The 18815-nt window shown below is 43.4% G+C and carries 13 protein-coding genes and 1 pseudogene; 9 read left to right on the top strand and 5 right to left on the bottom strand.

Annotated features, from left to right (window positions below):
* Positions 1 to 53: 53 nt before the first annotated feature.
* The 3 genes from ABRS97_RS18960 to ABRS97_RS18970 form a co-directional block, all read right to left on the bottom strand.
* Positions 54 to 1544 (bottom strand): glycoside hydrolase family 5 protein, encoded by a 1491-nt coding sequence (locus ABRS97_RS18960; RefSeq protein WP_367816545.1) that lies wholly within the window; start codon positions 1542 to 1544, stop codon positions 54 to 56.
* Between the two features lie 191 nt (positions 1545 to 1735).
* Positions 1736 to 2185 (bottom strand): helix-turn-helix transcriptional regulator, encoded by a 450-nt coding sequence (locus ABRS97_RS18965; protein ID WP_483312479.1) that lies wholly within the window; start codon positions 2183 to 2185, stop codon positions 1736 to 1738.
* Positions 2186 to 2214: 29 nt separating this feature from the next.
* Entirely contained in the window at positions 2215 to 3450 is a 1236-nt protein-coding gene (locus ABRS97_RS18970) for a sensor histidine kinase (protein WP_367816543.1), read from the bottom strand.
* Positions 3451 to 4200: 750 nt separating this feature from the next.
* Here ABRS97_RS18970 and ABRS97_RS18975 point away from each other — a divergent pair.
* From ABRS97_RS18975 to ABRS97_RS19000, 6 genes are all read left to right on the top strand, one after another.
* Positions 4201 to 5520, top strand: a complete 1320-nt coding sequence (locus ABRS97_RS18975; RefSeq protein ID WP_367816541.1) for an extracellular solute-binding protein — start codon at positions 4201 to 4203, stop codon at positions 5518 to 5520.
* 74 nt (positions 5521 to 5594) lie between these two features.
* On the top strand, positions 5595 to 6470 hold the full coding sequence (locus ABRS97_RS18980; RefSeq protein WP_367816701.1) for a carbohydrate ABC transporter permease: 876 nt from the start codon (positions 5595 to 5597) through the stop codon (positions 6468 to 6470).
* A gap of 19 nt (positions 6471 to 6489) precedes the next feature.
* Positions 6490 to 7365 carry a carbohydrate ABC transporter permease gene (locus ABRS97_RS18985; RefSeq protein ID WP_367816539.1) on the top strand — a complete coding sequence of 292 codons (876 nt, stop codon included), beginning with the start codon at positions 6490 to 6492 and terminating at the stop codon, positions 7363 to 7365.
* Between the two features lie 43 nt (positions 7366 to 7408).
* Positions 7409 to 9178, top strand: coding sequence for a sensor histidine kinase (locus ABRS97_RS18990; protein ID WP_367816538.1), 1770 nt, complete (start codon positions 7409 to 7411; stop codon positions 9176 to 9178).
* Positions 9159 to 10742: a response regulator gene (locus tag ABRS97_RS18995; protein WP_367816536.1), complete on the top strand. Its 1584-nt coding sequence runs from the start codon at positions 9159 to 9161 to the stop codon at positions 10740 to 10742. The genes ABRS97_RS18990 and ABRS97_RS18995 overlap by 20 nt, the downstream gene beginning before the upstream one ends.
* Positions 10743 to 10772: 30 nt before the next feature.
* Positions 10773 to 13283, top strand: a complete 2511-nt coding sequence (locus ABRS97_RS19000) for a beta-mannosidase (RefSeq protein WP_367816534.1) — start codon at positions 10773 to 10775, stop codon at positions 13281 to 13283.
* Between the two features lie 184 nt (positions 13284 to 13467).
* Here the strand turns inward: ABRS97_RS19000 and ABRS97_RS28220 are convergent.
* Positions 13468 to 13575 (bottom strand): annotated as a pseudogene (locus ABRS97_RS28220) (Tn3 family transposase); the annotation flags it as partial.
* Positions 13576 to 13974: 399 nt separating this feature from the next.
* Between ABRS97_RS28220 and ABRS97_RS19010 the strand changes: the two are divergent.
* The 3 genes from ABRS97_RS19010 to ABRS97_RS19020 all read left to right on the top strand — a co-directional run bounded on the left by ABRS97_RS19010 (position 13975) and on the right by ABRS97_RS19020 (position 16482).
* Positions 13975 to 14961: an aldo/keto reductase gene (locus tag ABRS97_RS19010; RefSeq protein WP_367816532.1), complete on the top strand. Its 987-nt coding sequence runs from the start codon at positions 13975 to 13977 to the stop codon at positions 14959 to 14961.
* 4 nt (positions 14962 to 14965) lie between these two features.
* Positions 14966 to 15562 (top strand): TetR/AcrR family transcriptional regulator, encoded by a 597-nt coding sequence (locus ABRS97_RS19015; RefSeq protein ID WP_367816531.1) that lies wholly within the window; start codon positions 14966 to 14968, stop codon positions 15560 to 15562.
* Between the two features lie 293 nt (positions 15563 to 15855).
* Complete coding sequence (locus ABRS97_RS19020) at positions 15856 to 16482, top strand: FMN-dependent NADH-azoreductase (protein ID WP_367816529.1); 627 nt, start codon at positions 15856 to 15858, stop codon at positions 16480 to 16482.
* 389 nt (positions 16483 to 16871) lie between these two features.
* On the opposite strand, the gene ABRS97_RS19025 is transcribed toward ABRS97_RS19020, so the two are convergent.
* On the bottom strand, positions 16872 to 18356 hold the full coding sequence (locus ABRS97_RS19025; RefSeq protein WP_367816527.1) for a hypothetical protein: 1485 nt from the start codon (positions 18354 to 18356) through the stop codon (positions 16872 to 16874).
* Between the last annotated feature and the right edge of the window lie 459 nt (positions 18357 to 18815).

The following is an 18815-nucleotide window of genomic DNA, read 5'->3' on the forward strand; positions in this document are numbered from 1 at the left end:
TCTTAGACCGCCACAGCTCTTATTTCCTTACGGACTGCCTTTTGTTATGAACATCATTGAATCGTCACGTTATCTACGTAAACGGCTGTCTGCCCCCAGCTATTCGCCGAGGAGAGGTATTCCACGCCGATTTCCCTGACATCGCCAAGATTAGCGACGGAGGCAAGGTTGATCGATAGTAGCGTGCCTCCAGAAGCATTAAGTTTGACGGCATTGCCTGCATGCCAAGTCCAACCTGATCCGGTCTTGACATAAACTCTAGCGTAGAGGCCATCACCTACAGAGCCCCAAGATGCATGTTTGGCCGTCATGCTTAACGTTGATTTGCCGCTAAGGCTGCGGGTTTGAGTGAGGAGCTGATAATGCTTGGAATAACTGGACATGATGATATCCGATTTAAGGGAATGGCTTTCTTTGGACGCCCACTCCGTTACACTCCATGGACCAGCCGCAACATTCGACCCGGACCAGCCCTGCGTGCCGCCCTCGAAGTCGTATAACGCAGTTCCGGTATCGCCGTCATTACCGCCACGGCAAGCCGTAGGTTGTCTCCAATCCGCATAGGGGGCATGGCCTTTAAGAATGCTTTTCAGATAGCTGCCTCCCGCCGTGAGACTGCCATCCGTCTTGAAAATGCTAGCGCTTTCCGCTTTATCATTGATCGACCAGTTCGTCCACGACAGGTTATTCTGGTTCATCCAGTCAAGCCACTGATTCGTGGAATCGTAATTGATGTTGCCGTCGCCGTCCGCGTTAACGAAGCCCATTTCGGTAACGAACAGCGGAATACCCTTGCTAAGCGCATAGTTGGCTTTGTCTCGAAGCGACTGAAAATGAGTTCCCGCATAAAAATGCAGCGTGTATGCGATATTGCTAGAGGACGTAATCGGATTGTTCGCAGCTTGGTCGACATCCTGTGACCAGGTCGGCGTGCCGACGACGATCAAGTTGTCGGAATATTGGCGAATGGACGGAATAACTTGTTCAGCATAGCTTTTGACCGTTGTCCAAGGGATAATAAGGGGCTCGTTATAGACCTCGAAGATGACGTTGTCGTAACTGCCATATTGCTGCGCCATTCGGCTGAAGAAACTCTTGGCAGCGCTTACGTTGTTTTGCGCGCCGCTCGAGTGCCAGTCAATGATGACATAGATGCCTTTTGCGATTGCCGCATCGACGACATCGCGAACTTTGGATTCATCCGATGAGTTGTATGGATTGCCGGATTCGTCCACGCCGTATGCCGCTCTCACGATCTCCACCTGGAACTCATCCACCATCCGATTCACTGTGGCAGCATTATAGAATTGACCGGACCAATTGCTCCAGAAGAAGCTTGATCCTTTTACCATCATCGGACGATTCGTTTTGGAACCGTTGATCCGGTTCCCGTTTGCTTTCATTTCACCGAAATAACTGACAGGGTTTCCGCATGCGGCGGCTGAGGCAGGGGCGGCAAGGCCGAAGGCTTGAAACAGCATCATTAAACTGAACAGTATGATCGCGTACGGCTTAGCGAATGCGACGATAAACGACTTCATCATTCATTTCTCCTTTGTATGGGTTAGGTGATGTTGCAATTCTATGATAACGCTTACAGTTTGCGATAAATACCCGATAAATCTCCTCACTAATCATGTAAAAAGGTTCACCGCAGACAGAGAAAAGATATGTCTGTAGCATGGAAAAGTGAAAAAACCGCCGTAGCGAATTTGAACGCTTGGCGGTTTTTCGATTATCGCTTATTTTCAGCTATGGCGTTATTTTTATAGCTCGATGGGGGCACTCCGATATATTTCTTGAACTTGCTGTGGAAATAGTCCACATGTGTGAATCCGACTCTGGACGATACCTGGTGAACCTTCAACCCTTCGGAAAGGAGACGGATCGCCTGCTGGATGCGAACTTTATCGAGGTAGGTGTTGAAGTATTCGCCTGTATGGTTTTTAAACAGACGGCCTAGATATTTGCTGTTGTAGTTAAACAGTTCCGCGAGCGTTTCCAATTTCAGGTTCTCATAATAATGCCTTAGAATAAAATCGCATATCTGCTTGATCACTTTCTCGTTGCCTCTATCACCGTCATACCACATGAGGCCCTCGAGCAGCTCCGCAGCTTTATTTTGCAGAGACGACAAATTGGGCTCTTTATATAAGGAGGGCATTTGAGAAATGACATCCTGCATCGCTCCCTGCCCCTCCGGGTATAACAGGTTCATCTTATTAACAACGAACGTAAGCAACCGAAAATAGTTGCCTTTTCCTTTATAGCCGCTAAACTATAAATAATACTAAGGGAATTCAAATAAAAATGCGGCCGGATTTGCAGCTGCAGCAACCCGAATTCAGCTTCCTGAGAACGAAGTTTTTCCTCGTAAACATCTATCTTCAATCGTGAAATTTCAGTGACCATATTATTGAAGGTACTCATTAAAAAAGAAAATTCACTAGAATGATTTTCATTTAATCTAATGTTTAAATCCCCCCTCATAATACGTTTCATCCCAAGTATCAATGTATTCATTGGCTTTAATAAGACACTTCGCAGAAAGTATAAGTAATAAAGCAAAATCAATATCCCACCCAATGGGATAAAATAGATAGCTAGCTGGAAGAATGGGAGATGCTTCAGCATATTCCCCTCTGGAATCATTACGATGTATTTGATATTTGCAATTTCAGAAGGAACACTAATAATCAAATATTTATGGTTGTCTGTCGGATCGGAAACGATTCGATAAGCATTATTAAGTTTGGGTGCTTCTTGGGCGGCTGCATTCACCATCGATGCTCTGAGAGTCGTCTCTGAAGCAACTTCCCCAGATTTAGTAAGGATAACCGCTCCACCTGTACCCATATCCAGAAATCGTAAAGAGGCAACCAAACTATCTGTATTAACGATGGCACCCGCGATCAAATTATTCGTAAGAGGTGTAAATTTCATCAGAAACGTTCTATTTTCAAATTGAATCAACTGCCATATTGGCGTATCCATATCTTTCTGACTCATAAGCTTAGTCTCTTCTGGAACCTTTTCCATAATCAATCGCTGTTGAAGATAATAATCTTGTTTAGTTACGAAGGTCACATCTTGAGTCTGTGTATGATAAAGAAATATAGTATCCATCAGAAAATAATTGTTGATGTCCGTTTGGAAACGGTTAACTACACGTCTTTTCGTTAGTAAATAATCATCCGTACCAAACCTAAGATCATTGAGCTGATTAATGTCAGCCTCATTGTTCCATAAATCATAAAGATAGGTATTCGTTTCAAGAAATATTTGATCGATTTGTTTTACGTGTTGCGTTAGCAAGTTACTATTTGTTTTAGATACCTGCTCTCGGACGACATCTATTGCATACAAATTGTTAAATAATAGAAAAAAGACAAGCGGGATGATGATAATTAGAAAACCAGTAACGAATTTGAAGCGCAAGGAATTTCTCATATCTGTAACTTCCTTCCAGGATGAGTTGCACGTTCTTACAAAATAAAAACACCCGATTACCTCGTAAGGATACCGGGGTTGTTTTCAGGGTCGAGCGAATAAATAACAGGAATGGATATCATGTAACCGCATCCAATAATGTTGGCGATCGATGAAGCACATTGATTATATCAATTCGATAAAACAGATTATACCTGTTAAATTTCCAAACCTTTCTCGTAGAAAGGATACATTTTCATGGATGAAATGGAACTAGTGATGGAATGGTACCACCTCGGGTTGACTAACTGACTTGCTTGCTTCCATACGACTAAATTTTTTTCTTCATACGAGAAGCTAAATAGGCGTTCACTCAACGAGTGCGCGCCTATTTAACTTCAAAACTTAATTTGTCACTTCAAGACTTTGTTTGTTACCCGCAAAGGCTGCAATTCATCCAGTTTCACACGGTTGAAAGCTCAAATAAATACGGAATGGCCCTTCCGTTTCGATTCATTCGTGCCATGTCTAAGTAGGAAACCTCATAGTAACTATGCCCCGTCTATTCTAAACATGGCTTTCTTCATTTGATCTTCCTGCCAATCTTGTTTCGCGAGGATCGCTGTTTAAAGTTTTCCTCTACTTATGGATATGCTTATGAATAGAAGATCACATCTGATCATTTTCTACCCAGTTCCTTATCCTGTTCACCTTACGAATCCTAATAAAAACTTTAGAATGAAGAAGAGTCAACCAATCAGGAGGTCGAACATGAAAAAACTAACTCTAATCTCTACAGCATTACTTGCAACAACAGTGCTTGTCTCCGCATGTGGAAACGGGAAAGAAGCTGCTACTACAGATAACGGTACAACTGGCGGGAGAGTTAAGCTTACCATTTGGCACAACTGGTCTGGTCAAGATGCGAAAGCTGTCGCTATGCGTAAAATTCTTGATGATTTCCAAGCTCAAAATAAAGATATCGAATTGGAAATTGAAGGTCTGCCTACTGACGGTTTGAAAACACGTTTGAAAACAGTTGCAGCAGCGAATGAAATGCCAGACTTGTTCGTTATGTGGCCAGACGCTATGACGAAGGAATTCGTTAGCGGCAACCTGCTTCAACCGATCAACGAGTTCTTGGACAGCAAGCCAGAATGGAAAAATAATTTCATTCCAGGTGCTTTAGATGGATATACCGTAGATAACAAGGTCTATTCCGTACCTATGAACCTATCTCCAACATCCTTTATCTACTATAACAAAGCCATTCTTGATCAATACCATGTCCCTGTTCCAAAAACGTGGGATGAGCTTATGGCTGCTGTGAAGACGTTTAATGATAACAAAATCATCCCAATCGCGCTGGGCAACAAAGCAAACTGGGCAGTACAATCCACCATTTTCAGCGGACTTGCTGACCGTATGACAGGTTCCGAATGGTTCCTTAAAGCGGCTAAGCAAGAAGGGGTGAAATTTACAGATCCAGAATTTATTCAATCCTTGAAAAAGCTGCAAGAGCTAAGCAACGCGAAAGCTTTCCAAGACGGCTTCAACAGTATTGATCAAAATCAAATGAGACAGCTGTACTATCAAGGAAAAGCAGCTATGTTCATCGATGGTGGCTGGGCAATGGCTGACGTAGTTCAGAACGCACCTAAAGATGTGCTTGGTAACACGCATATCGCTTTAATGCCTTCCATTGCTGGTGGAAAAGGTGATCCTCAATCCACTTCAGGTGTTGTTGGTACAGGTCTTGGCGTAAGCAAGAAAATTACTGGCGCGAAAAAAGAAGCAGCTCAGAAATTATTCTACGCATTATCTGGTCCTGATGGACAACAAGCAACGTTGAACAGCTCTACATTGGTTAGTTACAACATCGAGCTTGACCCTTCCAAAGCAAATCCGTTATTCGTTGAACTTAATGATTTGATGAAAAAGACAAAAATCACACCGGTCTACGATGCTAAATTAAGCTCATCTGCCGTTGAGGTCATCAACAACGGACTACAAGAGCTGCTCATGGGTGGAAACGCCGAAGCGATCGCTAAGAAAATTCAAGACTCGCAAGCCGCTTCATTAGGTAAATAATACAAAATCGCGCATCCAGCCCTCCACGTCTGTGGCAGGGCTGACTAATTTCACACATGAAGGAAGTGAGAATGATGAATGCAGCTTACGTACGCAGGTTTGTAATTATGAGCCTTGCCCCTGCGATTTTAGTTTACGCCTTATTTGTGTTTGTCCCTGTCCTCTGGTCAGGATACTATAGCTTTTTCGACTGGAAAGGAATTGGTGCGGCCAAGTTTATCGGTTTGAAAAACTATGTAGAAATTATTCATGATCCTATTTTTTGGACATCCTTAAAGAACAACCTTATTTTTCTAGTTGTCGCTGTCTTCGGTCAGCTTCCTGTAGCACTTATCCTGGCAATTCTGCTGCACAAAAGCAACGCGCTGCAACGGTTCATCCGCTCTGCCGTCTTCGTTCCGATGGTCATGTCATCCGTCGTTATCGGGATGATTTGGCAATATATTTATCATCCACAAATCGGTATCCTGAATCTGCTGCTTGATAGACTAGGTTTAGCATCCTGGAAGCTGCAATGGTTATCTGATTCTAAGATTGCGATTTTTGCTTTAGCCCCTCCTCTCATTTGGAGCTTTGTCGGTCTCTATCTCATTATTTTCATATCCGCATTTCAGAATATTCCTGGTGAAATCCATGATGCTACTCAGATCGATGGCGCAGAAGGCGCACGCAAGTTATTTTCAGTTACCCTGCCTATGATGTGGAGCACCGTACAAATTGCCATTATCTTATGTATCTCTGGAAGCTTGAAATCCTTCGATCTCGTGTATGTGATGACCAAGGGCGGACCTGCTCATGCGACTGAACTGCTCGCTACGTATATGTATAATTCGACCTTTTCGTCGTACCGTTATGGATTTGGTAGTGCCATTTCGACAACAATCGTCTTCATCAGTCTTATTTTCATTGGTATTAGCCAATGGACAACAAGCCGTAAATCCAAAGTATAGTGAAAGGAGGAAGCTGGCTATGTCTTCTATTCCAATTCAAGTAAAATCAACTGCGACATCTCGCAAGTTTTCATTTCGTTTATGGAAACAAGGTGCACTCTGGACGTTCCTGTCTCTCTATGCGGTCCTCACGTTGTATCCCTTGTTTTGGCTCGTTATTTCCTCATTTAAAACGAACAGCGAATTCTTTAACCATCCGTTCGGCTTGCCCCAAGCATGGAAGTTTTCTAACTATGCAACTGCATGGCAAGCGTCCAAAATGAGTACCGCTTTTCTCAATTCGGTCATTGTATCGCTGGTCTCACTAGCACTCACGTTGTTTTTGAGTTCTCTAGCGGCTTATGTTCTCGCCCGGCTCAAATTCCGTTTCAAGGGTATTATCCTTGCGTTTTTCGTCATTGGGATGCTGATTCCTATTCATAGTACACTAGTTCCTTTGTTTATTCTCATGAAGCAAATCGGACTTCTGAATACGTATTTGGCACTCATACTGCCTTACACCGCTTTCGCATTACCGACAGCTATCTTCGTACTTACCGCTTATTTGGCTTCTGTGCCCAAAGAAATCGAAGAAGCAGCCTATATTGATGGCACTAAGCTTTGGGGTGTATTCTGGCGCATCATGCTACCTATCTCCTTGCCAGCACTATCGACAGTTGTCATCTTAAGCTTCCTGCATTTCTGGAATGATTTTTCGTTCGCACTTGTTTTTATTAGCAAAAGCAGCTTAAAAACGTTACCATTAAGTATTGCAAATTTCGCGGACGGCTACCAAACCGATTATGGCTTAACACTCGCCGCTATGACAATCGCTGTTGTTCCTACAATCGCTGTGTACTTGGCTTTCCAAGAGCAGGTTATGAAAGGGATGACCGCGGGAGCAGTAAAAGGTTAGTTGACTTTCAGCATCCAGACAACGAGTAAGGAGATGACACCTGTTGCGCAAGTGGTTTGGCTATTCCTTACAGCGCAAGCTATCCTTCATTATGCTTGTAACAACATTAATCCCCCTCTTGTTTCTGGGCACCTTCGCTTTCACGACGTCTTCGGATATTACCCAAGATAAAGCGCAGCAAGCAGGCTTGAATTCGCTCGCTCAAATGGACGCCAAATTTAAGTTCATCTTAAAGGATGTTGAAAATATATCCATTTTCCTCATCGGCCAGCGTGATATTCAATCGTATTTGAAGCGAACCGATGAGAACTTGGATGCGCAAGCACAAATCCTCGGGCTCATGACAAATCTGGTGTACACCAAGGATTACATTTCCAATATCACGCTATATCCCAGCAATAACACGACGCCTCTTTCCACATCCACGATTTACAAATCGGGTTTGGATCAAGAGATCACAATTAAACAGATTACGGACAAACTGTGGACTGGCTTATATCACATCGAAAATTATATGGGGGATCGACAAGTATTTTCCTTCGTACGTCCCATCCGTGGTTTGAATACCTATGGGACACTTGGCTGGATATCCATCAGTGTGGATGAACAAGTCTTGTCACGCATTTGGTCCATTCCGCAGCTTGCTGATGGTTATGGTCAAGTCGCTTTGCTTAATGAACGAAATGAAATCATATCTTCCACTTCCAAAGGCTGGCTCTCACAAGAAGCAGATAACTTGTTTCCTGGCTTAAACGAACGGATTCACGGTCATTCTCTTGGCGTTTGGACTTCAGGTTTAGGTGCATCCCAGCAGAGCATTTTGTTTTATCGGGAGCCTATGCTCAGTTGGACGATTGTCGGCATTATTCCATCGAAGCTGTATAGCGCTCAGAATCGGTATATTTTGCAATTAACAGCCGTAGCCGTTGCGCTTTCCGTCCTTACGAATGTCTTACTTACGATTTTCGTTATTCGCAAAGTTACGACGCCTCTTGGATCCTTAACTCGCCTACTATCAACCATAAATCCGGATGAACCTTTGCCGTATTATCCGGTATATACAACCGATGAAATTGGCCGCCTTGCTGGCAGCTACAATTTGTTAAGCACCCATATCGAGGTCTTAAAAAAGCAGCTCATCCACAATGAAACGCGCAAAAAAGAAGCCGATATGCGTGCCTTGCAAGCACAGATTAATCCGCATTTTCTATACAATACGTTGTCTTCGATCCATTGGATCGCTTTGCTCAATGAAGATAACCGCATCGCTGAGATGGTAGGCGCGTTAAGTGACTTTTTACGCTTCAGCTTGAATAAAGGCAAAGAATATTGCAAGGTCTCGCAGGAGCTAGCCCATATTCGTAATTATGTTCAAGTGCAATCGATCCGTTTTCCCGATGAGTTTACGGTTGACTATGTGGTTGATGCCCGTTTAAGTGATTCCTTCATGCTGAAATTGCTGCTTCAACCATTGGTTGAAAATGCGATGATTCATGGCATACAAATGAAAGAACAGCCTGGCACCATCTCCATCTATGTCGAGCAGAAGGGGCCTATGATGTATTTCAAAGTGATGGATGATGGCGTTGGGATGTCATCAGAGCGGTTGAATGAGGTCTTGGACAGTTTATACCCTGCCGAGGGAGCGATAGGAAGCGATGCCAGTTACGGATTGCGTAATGTGCATGAACGCTTACGGCTGCATTATGGGCTTGATTCGGGAATTAAGATCGAGAGCCGATTGCATGAAGGAACCTGTGTGTCATTTTCGATCCCAGTTTTGGAGGATAACCATGAAAATCTTGATCGTTGATGATGAAGTCATCATCCGGACAGGCTTGGCCAAAGTCATTAATTGGAAAGAAATCGGAATCGAATTGCTGAAACCAGCCGTTTCTGCTGAAGAGGCGATTCGTCGCATACCCGAGGAACGTCCTCATATTCTTTTGACAGATATCCGAATGAAGCACATGAATGGCTTAGAATTAGCCCAAAAGGCGAAAGAATTCCTACCGGACATCGAGACGATTATCTTATCTGGGTACGATGATTTTATGTATACACAGCAAGCGATTCGACAAGGTGTCAGCGACTATCTGTTGAAATCTAGTCGGCCGGAAGAGATTATGAAAGCCGTCCTCCAAGTCATGCAGCGCATTGAGGATAAATGGAAGCATCTCAACCAGGATCTCTATAAAAACAAAGAAGTTCGCAATCGTTTGTTTGAGCGCTGGATTATTGAAGGCGAATCCGCGGCTGTCGATGAGGACATGTTGCCCGATTATCTCCCTCTTTTATTTATCACACATGACCATGTTCAACCTAAATTTCAAACCTACGTGGTTACCGCGGAAGGCTGGGGAGAAACCTCCTCCGAAACCTCCCTGCTGCTGTTCGCTGTAGACAACATGCTGCATGATATCTTACAATGTGAAACCTTGATCTACAGACAGCGAATTGTCGTGGCGCTCCCAAAAACTAGTGCATCTGACTTCTTCGATCATCCCGATTCTGCGAAGCAAAAAATCGAGCGTCTGCTCAAATGCAAAGTCAGTGTCTCTGTCGGCGAGGTCGTTCATCAGCAGTCGGATTTATATAAATCCTATGTCACCGCTGATTATGCATTCAGCTATAAGCATTATTTGGATGAATCCATCCTGATTTACTCAGACATTGTTCAACGTAAAGGCGGCAAAACCGTCTGTACCCACGAGGAAGAGCTCGCGCTCTCTTCGATATTGCTGGAAGATGACTCCATCGCTTTGAAGAACTGGGTTCAACGTTATTTGCAATCTGAACTAAGCGATCAGCACATGACGATCGAATCGCTTGAATCCTTGGTCCACTCTGCTGCCCTCTCCGCACATCGTTGGCTAGAACGTGTGCTGACAGCAACGGGGCGTCTCGGAGCGCTCGATGATTTAAATATCACCTTCGTCGTCAAACGGGATATCGTGCTGAAAGACGCGTTGTTTCAATATCTGTTGACAATCATGGAGTTGTACCATCATCAGTTAGGTGAGGGTCAAGCCACCCATACGCAGAAAGCAATGGCCTTCATCCATGAGAATTTGGGGAAAGATGTTGGCTTACAGCAGGTTGCTAAACATGTGCATCTGCATCCGAATCATTTGAGCGAAGTTTTTAAAAAGGAAGCTGGGATTACGTTTGGTGACTATGTGACACGGCAAAAGATTAAGCGTGCCATGGAAATTCTGACCGTCTCGCCTGCCAAAATCGCCGATGTCGCAAGCTCAGTCGGATTCGAAGATATCAAATATTTCAGTCAAGTATTCAAGAAATTCACTGGCAAAACGCCGAGTGAGTTCCGGGAGGAAGCAGTGCTTCATCCTGCTGCTCCACCTCCAAAATTTTAAAATATCAGGGTGTAAGAGGAGAAATGACAGATGGAATTATCAGGATTATGGCGTTTGCAGCAGTTCGAAGTAGGTCAAGCTAGACCACTCGATGTAGCAGCAGCATGGTTAGACGATCGTTTCTGGATTACAGCTAAGGTTCCCGGGGATGTCCATTCCGCACTTATTGAGCGAGACTTGATCGAGAATCCTTATTTCGGTCATAATGATGCGAAAAGCCGATGGATCGAGCAAAAAGAATGGTGGTACCGCCACTCCTTCAATTATTCGTTAGGGGATACGAAAGACGAGAAAGAGAAGCACGAACTGACCTTCGAAGGTCTTGATACATTTGCTACGATCTACGTGAATGGGAAGGAAATCGGGACAACCAGCAACATGCTCATGGCCCATACCTTCGATGTAACTCGCGTCATTCAGGACGGCAAAAATTCAATTGCTGTTAAGTTTGATCCTTTATATCTACACAATAAGGACAAAGAATTGTTCCAATGGTCCTCTTATACCAAAGAGCGCCCTTGGTTGCGCAAAGCAGCGATGAATTTCGGCTGGGACTGGGGTCCACGCATGGTCACAGTGGGGATCTGGGGCAAGGTATTTATTGAACGTTACCGCCGCGCGAAGCTGGACAGCGTTTTTGCTCGGACACGTACAATTAGCGGAACCCAGGCTGAAATCCAAGTCGATGTCGACGTTACAACCCTTCGCAAAGGTGTACAGAAGTCATGTAACATTCGTTTAATTGATGCGGCTGGACAAGTTGTTGCTGATACGCAAGGGAATGTACAGACATCCGGCTCATTTACTTTACAGGTCCCCGATCCTCAACTTTGGTGGACACATGACTTGGGCAAGCCTTATTTGTACGAGCTTGAAGTGATTCTGCACGCGGATGGCGAGCAAGTAGATTCGTATCGCAAATCGATTGGTATCCGAACAATCGAACTGCAGTTACTCGATAATAAGGGCCAGCATGCCTTTGCTTTTGTGCTCAATGGCGTTAAGCTATTCGCAAAGGGCACGAACTGGATTCCCGCGGATCATTTCATCGGATGCATCCCTGATCAACGTTACCGAGATCTAATTGATCTATCTGTTACTTCCAATCAGAACATGCTGCGCGTGTGGGCAGGCGGCATCTATGAGAAGGATGTCTTCTATGAGGAATGTGACAAACGCGGCGTTCTGGTTTGGCAGGACTTTGCCTTCGCCAACGCGTTGTTCCCAGATTTTAACCGTGACTTCATGGATAATGTCCGTAACGAGGTTATCTACAACATCAAGCGCTTGCGCAATTATACCTCCCTGGCCCTCTGGTGCGGGAATAATGAAATTGACTGGCTGTACGATATGAAATCCGCTGGCGGTGATATCAACTGTCCGTTCTACGGAGAAATCATTTACCACGAGCTGATTCCAGACGCACTGGAACTCCTCGATGACAGTCGCGCATACTGGCCATCTTCCCCTTTCGGCGGCAATGATGCCAACGATCCCGATGTCGGTGACCGCCATAACTGGCAGGTATGGCACGGTTCCGTGTATCCCCGCCAATTTGGTGATGTGCCGTTGCTCGATTACAGTATTCAAGGTGTCACGTTCAAAAATTACAAAAAAGACTTCACTCTTTTCAGTAGTGAATTCGGTATGCATGCTTCAGCCAATCGCTACACGCTAGAGAAGAACATTCCAAATGGCCAATTTTACTGGAACAGTGTTGAAATGGCTTATCGTAATAAAGATACGAATCACCAAAAAGGTATTCTGCTCATGGAAGGATATACCGGTATTCCGACAAACATTGAGGAATATATGAATTTCTCCATGCTGACACAAGCGGAAGGCCTGAAGTATGGCATTGAGCATTATCGTCGGAACAAGCATCGCACGAGTGGATCACTCATCTGGCAATTGAACGATAGCTGGCCAGGTACAAGTTGGTCGCTAATTGATTATGAATTGCTGCCGAAGGCTTCGTTCTACTATGCGACGAAGTTCTATCACCCGCTGCTGCTCTCGATCGATCATGAGCCTGGGCAGGACTTAGCGGTTTGGGCTGTCAACGATACTTTGTCTGCCTTAAAAGGACAGGTTCACGTGTCTGTCTATAACTTCTCCGGTGAGCAATTATTCACGCATGCGTTCGAAGCTGCTGTCGGGGCAAACACTGCGATCCAATTAGGACGTTTGCCAGAAACTGCCGTCTTAAATGGGTCACTTCCCGAGCAGGTTGTTGTCCGTGTGCACACGACAGACTGGGCTGCGCCTGATAATCTCCATTATCTGCGGGATCAGAAGGACCTTCAATTCCCTGCGACTTCACTCAGCGTAAATGTCGATGCAAATACGCAAGCTGTGCATATCACAGCAAATGGTGCACATGCGCGGATGGTGAAGCTAGACCTCCCTCAGGGGAATATCCGCTTCAGCGACAACTTCTTCGATCTACGCGCGGGCGAGCAAGTGACCGTGTATATCAGTGACCCTACTGGGGACAGGGTTGATTTAAGTAAGTTGAGTGTAAGTGCAATGAATTCATAGTAAGAGTCGAGTTCCAGAGCGCCACGTTGGAATTGCAACACTTAATGCGTGACGCCATAAGATAATTTGTACCGATACCTCAATAAACAAAGCAGGTCGCTATTGCGCCTGCTTTGTTTACCTGTTTATATGCAGCTATCGTTATCCGTTTTAGCGTAATAAGAAGGAGCTGAATTCGTCCAATTGCAGTATCTGTATAATGCTCTTCAATGGTTAAGTCTGATTCATGATGCAAGAGACCATCGATTACTTGAACCGCGTCACGTGCATTCGTATTAATCACTTTCGTGTTGGCATCTTCCACAGATTCAATAAACTTTTCCCAAGGCATTATTTTTTCTAGCAAAATAAAAGGATCAATGCCTTCATCTCGTGCCTTGATAAGAGCAGATCCTAAGTCTGCATAATGGATAACTTTTTCATTAACAGCTTTGCCGGTTTGTTTTTGAATCTCCTCTTGTTGTTTTCGTCCTTTTAATTGCAAAGTTAAAATTTGCTTATCATGGATCTCAAATGCTTGGTCAACCCTTGCGGATAAAACAAATCGCAGCTCTGGAAGGGTTACGTCCTCTTAAACAGCCTTCACCTACAGAATAAAAACAAGTCGAATGACAAATATTGAAATTTGTCACTTGTAATTTGTATTTATTGTGCTAAAATTACCTCATCAACAGATTGGAGGTAATTGGTAATGGATCAACGTAAAATAGGCCATAGCGATGCGACAGTTTCAGCTATAGGTCTTGGTTGCATGGGGATGTCTGATCTTTACGGTGCAACTGATCGCAAAGAGAGTATTGCTACTATACACGAAGCGCTCGAGAAACAAATTACCCTCTTTGATACGGGGGATTTCTATGGTGTTGGCCATAACGAGCTACTCCTGCGTGAGGCACTAGGCCATCGACGTGACAATGCTTTTATCGCCGTTAAATTCGGGATGTTAAGGGCTCCTGATGGTTCTTGGCTTGGTATGGATTATCGGCCGCAGGCTATCAAAAATTCATTAGCATATACGCTTAAACGTCTAGATGTTGATTATGTAGATCTCTACCAACCTGCGCGCGTCGATCCAACGATTCCAATTGAAGAAACAGTTGGAGTCATTGCAGACTTGGTCCAAGCTGGTTATGTGAAGCATATTGGACTGTCTGAAGCAAATGCAGAAACTGTTCGACGCGCTCACGCCGTTCATCCAATCAGTTGGTTACAAATTGAATATTCGCTCTTTAGTCGGGGCATTGAAATGGAAATATTGCCGACTTTACGTGAGTTGGGTATCACTCTTTCCGCATACGGAATTCTTTCACGCGGTCTGCTCAGCGGCAAATGGTCCAAAGATCGTCAAGGTTCGCTTGATTCACGTACATATTCACCCCGTTTTCAAGGTGAGAACTTGGATAAAAATCTAGCGCTTGTTGAATCGTTGCGAATGATTGCTCATGAAAAAAATATTAATGTTGCACAACTTGCGATTGCGTGGATATTATCCCGTGGCGATGATATTATTCCGCTCATTGGCGCCCGAAAACGTATTCAACTTCAGGATGCGCTCAGTGCCCTAGAGATTACATTTACGGATGATCAACTTGCAAACATTGAAGCAGCCGTACCGCCAGGAGCCGTAGTTGGAACCCGTTATGCAGCAAATCAAATGCCAATTCTAGGGGTGCTTTAAAAACATGGTCGAAATACCTTTAACGAAAGAACAAATTTTAGATACGGCTGAACAGGTGTTTCGCCGATTTGGAATCGAAAAATCAACGGTCGTAGATGTGGCAAGGGCACTTAACGTTAGTCACGGAACTCTTTATCGCCATTTTCCAAGCAAAGTTGCCATTCGAGAAGCAGTAGCTCATAGATGGCTAAGACGCATTTCATATTCACTTGAAGGAATACATGCACTACCAGAACGTGCAACAGCGCGATTACGTCGATGGTTAGATACTTTAATTCAATTAAAACGTTCTAACGCTGTGGAAGACCCGGAATTATTTGCGATGTACTTAGCGCTTTCAGAAGAAGCGATTGATGTTGTTCAAGCACATTTGAATGAGTTAGTCCTTCAGCTTACGAGAATTATTGAAGAAGGAATCCAAGCGGATGAATTCAAATCAGACAATGCGTCAACTTCTGCATCTGCTGTTTTTACAGCAACGATCAGATTTCACCACCCTGGACATGCCAATGAGTGGACTTCCCCAACTATCGATCAAGAATATGAGCATGTTTGGAATCTCATTATGACCGGTTTGTATAACAATTCAAAAGATAAATGATATTTAATTCGATTATCATCTTAAGCCCCTAAAACGACCCGTGTCTCGTAAAGCAAGCTTTTTGAAACATTGGAAGCAATAGCCCTTAGAGTAAAAAATACATCATACCAAGACTCGTTTTCAGGCTTAGCGTATATTTTCGTTAAAATGTCGACGGGACCCCAATATAAACCCGTGTCAACCAAATTGACTTTTTTCCAAGGGGAGATGAGGTATATCTATGGCGAATATCGTTCCACTGCAAGAATAAACAACATATAGCAACCTAAAAAAGATCCTAGGAGGAACAGAGAATGACAACAGTTTTATTTGTAAAAGCTAACAATCGTCCGGCAGATCAGTCAGTAAGTGTGAGATTATATGAAGCTTTTCTAGCAAGCTATAAAGATTCGCATCCAAATGATAAAGTGATAGAGCTTGATCTATTCAATGAAGAATTGCCATATGTAGGCGTAGATTATATTAATGGTTCTTTTAAGGTTAGCAAAGAACTAGATTTAACAGAAAAGGAAGCAAAAGCAGTCGCTGTTGCTGATAAATATTTAGATCAATTTCTTGCTGCGGATAAGGTTGTATTTGCTTTCCCGCTTTGGAATTTAACAATCCCTGCTGTACTTCACACCTATATTGATTATTTAAATCGCGCTGGCAAAACATTTAAATACACGCCAGAAGGTGCAGTAGGAATGATTGGAGATAAGAAAATTGCCTTATTAAACGCAAGTGGCGGTGTATATTCAGAAGGTCCAAGATCCGAAAAGGAAATGGCGGTAAAATACGTTACGAACATGATGAACTTCTTATGTGCAACGAATATGGAAACCGTAGTGATTGAAGGACACAATCAATTCCCAGAGCAAGCTCAAAAAATTATTGCAGATGGGCTTGAAAAGGCAGTTAAAGTAGCTAGTACGTTCTAATTGCCAAAACATTTGTCACACTATAAGGTAAGATTTTTCGAAATGAGATCGAATTTGCGTTAGTGCTCCGTTATAAAGTAAAGGACAGAGATCTCTGCCCTTTACTTTATATTCGGATTCACTTGAAAAGTAGAAATGACCGATCCATGATCTGTTGGGTGACAAATAAGTTTTGAAGTGGTTTTTCAGTCAAGGTTGAAGGTTCCCTATGATCACTCTGAAACGAGATCAATTCACCCAAAAATGGTTACCTCGTTTCCCAATAACGGGAACTCGGCATAAAGTATGAGATTGTAAAGCCTTATCTTATAACCTAGTTATTCGCTACAATATGCCAAAAAAATCCTCCTCAAAAACTAAAAAAAAGATAGGATTCCTCCAAATTTAGTTCATTTCCACATCGAAAGAGCGAAAAGGTGAGTATTCGGCATTAGTGGAAGGATGAGCCGTTTGACGTTTTTACCGCCGCTTTGAATAGCAGTCTTTGTGGCAAATATACGAACGTTGGAATCTGGCAGCTTACCATTTGTAGGATGAACCATGTTCGTGGCCCAAGCGATCATTTCTTTGTTAATCAATGTATGAGACCACCAATCGGAGAATCCTATTGTCACTGTCTCTCTTGTATCATCTTCATACTCAATGATCATATCGTCCCGGAAGCTTCCCGTCTCACTGGCCCCGAGGCACATAAATCCTTTGTAGGCATCAGGCGACACTTCAATCGTCTGTTCCATGAATGTTAGGTTGTCATAAGTTTGTATCTGGCCGGCAGGAAAGTTGAATGACATATTCAATAGTTCGAGTTTGCCGTTCACAGGCAGTTGATCGGATGAGAAGCAGTTGCCTTGAGAATCGAAGTCGGCGGAATGGCTATCATTGTCGAATGCTCTGTTGTTAAAGAGGTCTTGAAGATCTACATATACGATGGAGTTAACACCGTCATGATCCTCATTTGTTGGGTCTATTTGAATGGCGTCGAGAACAGGTATAGCCTCGATGCTTGAATCCAGAGCTTCGATTAAGGATTCGAGCAGTTGATCTTCGGCATATGCTGTCGCTCTGATTTTCTCGGTGATATTCGACATAATCGTGGTTAAATTAGCGTTAATCCGGTGCATTACAGCGCTTTTCGTGAGCAGTCCGCGTATCAGTGTCCAATTATCAGATAGTTGTCTGACCTGTTCTGCAATCACTCTAAGCTGCGGGGCATAATAGCAGGAATCGAGGTATAAGAGCATTTTGGCAAAATTATTTCTTCGGCTAATGATTTTACCAATTCGGGTATAAAGACGGGATTCTCCGAAATTATTAGTGCCCCTGGTTTCTTTATTGATATCTAAAGTAGAAATGGCATCGGACAGCGCCAGCATATGATTGAGCGTATGCTTCGAATCTGTGTATTCGCGGAAAGTTTGCTGCAGATTTTGAAATAGCTCTTTTTTGTCTGTTTGGTTGTCTGAACGATCTATTGTGAAAGTCAGGCATGAGCGAAATCCTTGTTGAAAATCATCGAAGGGTAGCATTAAATCTTTTTTCTCATAAAAAGGATCTACACAATGCAAAGCACCCGTTTCTTCATCGATGCCAACAACCAAAAAAATGTGAGCCCATGGAATATTGATTTGGTAAAAAGGGTCCCAAGGGATAAAACAGGAATTCAGATACAATCCGACAGGTGTTCCTTTCTTACATTGTTCACGAATTAGAGTCATGGTATCTTGAGCTGAAAGCTCGCTGTCAATCTGGAGTAGCAGTCCATGATATTTATGAAGCAAAGAGAAATAATCCCTGAAATCGGCTTGTATCCGTTCACCAACGCTCTTCGAGATGCTTTCTGTGTTGAATGCAATTTTTAAAGAAGAAGTGTACATTAGCCAATGGTCTCGTTGTAACCAGCGGCCTACCGTTTCTATAACGTCATCAAAGCAATTTCCTACACTTTTGATCGGATGGACATTCAATGTATTCGTACGAATTCACTGCCTTTCAATTGGATTTTAAAGCACTTATCTTTTTTTTATTGGCCTCTATAGTTGGAGTGTTGCTGCATTAAGTAACCCCCTAAGTGAATGGGTTTCGTTGTCATACAGTCAATTAAGCTGACGGGAGGAACGATATCTCAATAAGAGCAAAAAAACGGCAGCCAATGTATTGGTTGCCTTTTTCTTAACGAATGGGCAGGATTGCGTGGTAAATCATTGGATATCGTACGAATCAAAATAGGACCACCTCAATGGAATTCACCGCATCTACATTCAATGCATCAAACAAAAGGCTAACTTCCTCATTCCCGATACCCTCATAGATTAAAAAATAGTTTACGAAATTTT

Origin of the sequence: Paenibacillus tabacirhizosphaerae (genome assembly GCF_040812395.1) — a bacterium.
In the GTDB taxonomy this organism is placed as follows: domain Bacteria; phylum Bacillota; class Bacilli; order Paenibacillales; family NBRC-103111; genus Paenibacillus_E.

Bases quoted from the DNA above. Each gene is read 5' to 3' on its own strand.
- ABRS97_RS18960 (WP_367816545.1), bottom strand. From the start codon at position 1,544: ATGATGAAGTCGTTTATCGTCGCATTCGCTAAGCCGTACGCGATCATA.
- ABRS97_RS18995 (WP_367816536.1), top strand. From the start codon at position 9,159: ATGAAAATCTTGATCGTTGATGATGAAGTCATCATCCGGACAGGCTTG.
- ABRS97_RS19010 (WP_367816532.1), top strand. From the start codon at position 13,975: ATGGATCAACGTAAAATAGGCCATAGCGATGCGACAGTTTCAGCTATA.
- ABRS97_RS18970 (WP_367816543.1), bottom strand. From the start codon at position 3,450: ATGAGAAATTCCTTGCGCTTCAAATTCGTTACTGGTTTTCTAATTATC.
- ABRS97_RS18980 (WP_367816701.1), top strand. From the start codon at position 5,595: ATGAATGCAGCTTACGTACGCAGGTTTGTAATTATGAGCCTTGCCCCT.
- ABRS97_RS19020 (WP_367816529.1), top strand. From the start codon at position 15,856: ATGACAACAGTTTTATTTGTAAAAGCTAACAATCGTCCGGCAGATCAG.
- ABRS97_RS18975 (WP_367816541.1), top strand. From the start codon at position 4,201: ATGAAAAAACTAACTCTAATCTCTACAGCATTACTTGCAACAACAGTG.
- ABRS97_RS19025 (WP_367816527.1), bottom strand. From the start codon at position 18,356: ATGTACACTTCTTCTTTAAAAATTGCATTCAACACAGAAAGCATCTCG.
- ABRS97_RS18965 (WP_483312479.1), bottom strand. From the start codon at position 2,185: ATGCAGGATGTCATTTCTCAAATGCCCTCCTTATATAAAGAGCCCAAT.
- ABRS97_RS19000 (WP_367816534.1), top strand. From the start codon at position 10,773: ATGGAATTATCAGGATTATGGCGTTTGCAGCAGTTCGAAGTAGGTCAA.
- ABRS97_RS19015 (WP_367816531.1), top strand. From the start codon at position 14,966: ATGGTCGAAATACCTTTAACGAAAGAACAAATTTTAGATACGGCTGAA.
- ABRS97_RS18985 (WP_367816539.1), top strand. From the start codon at position 6,490: ATGTCTTCTATTCCAATTCAAGTAAAATCAACTGCGACATCTCGCAAG.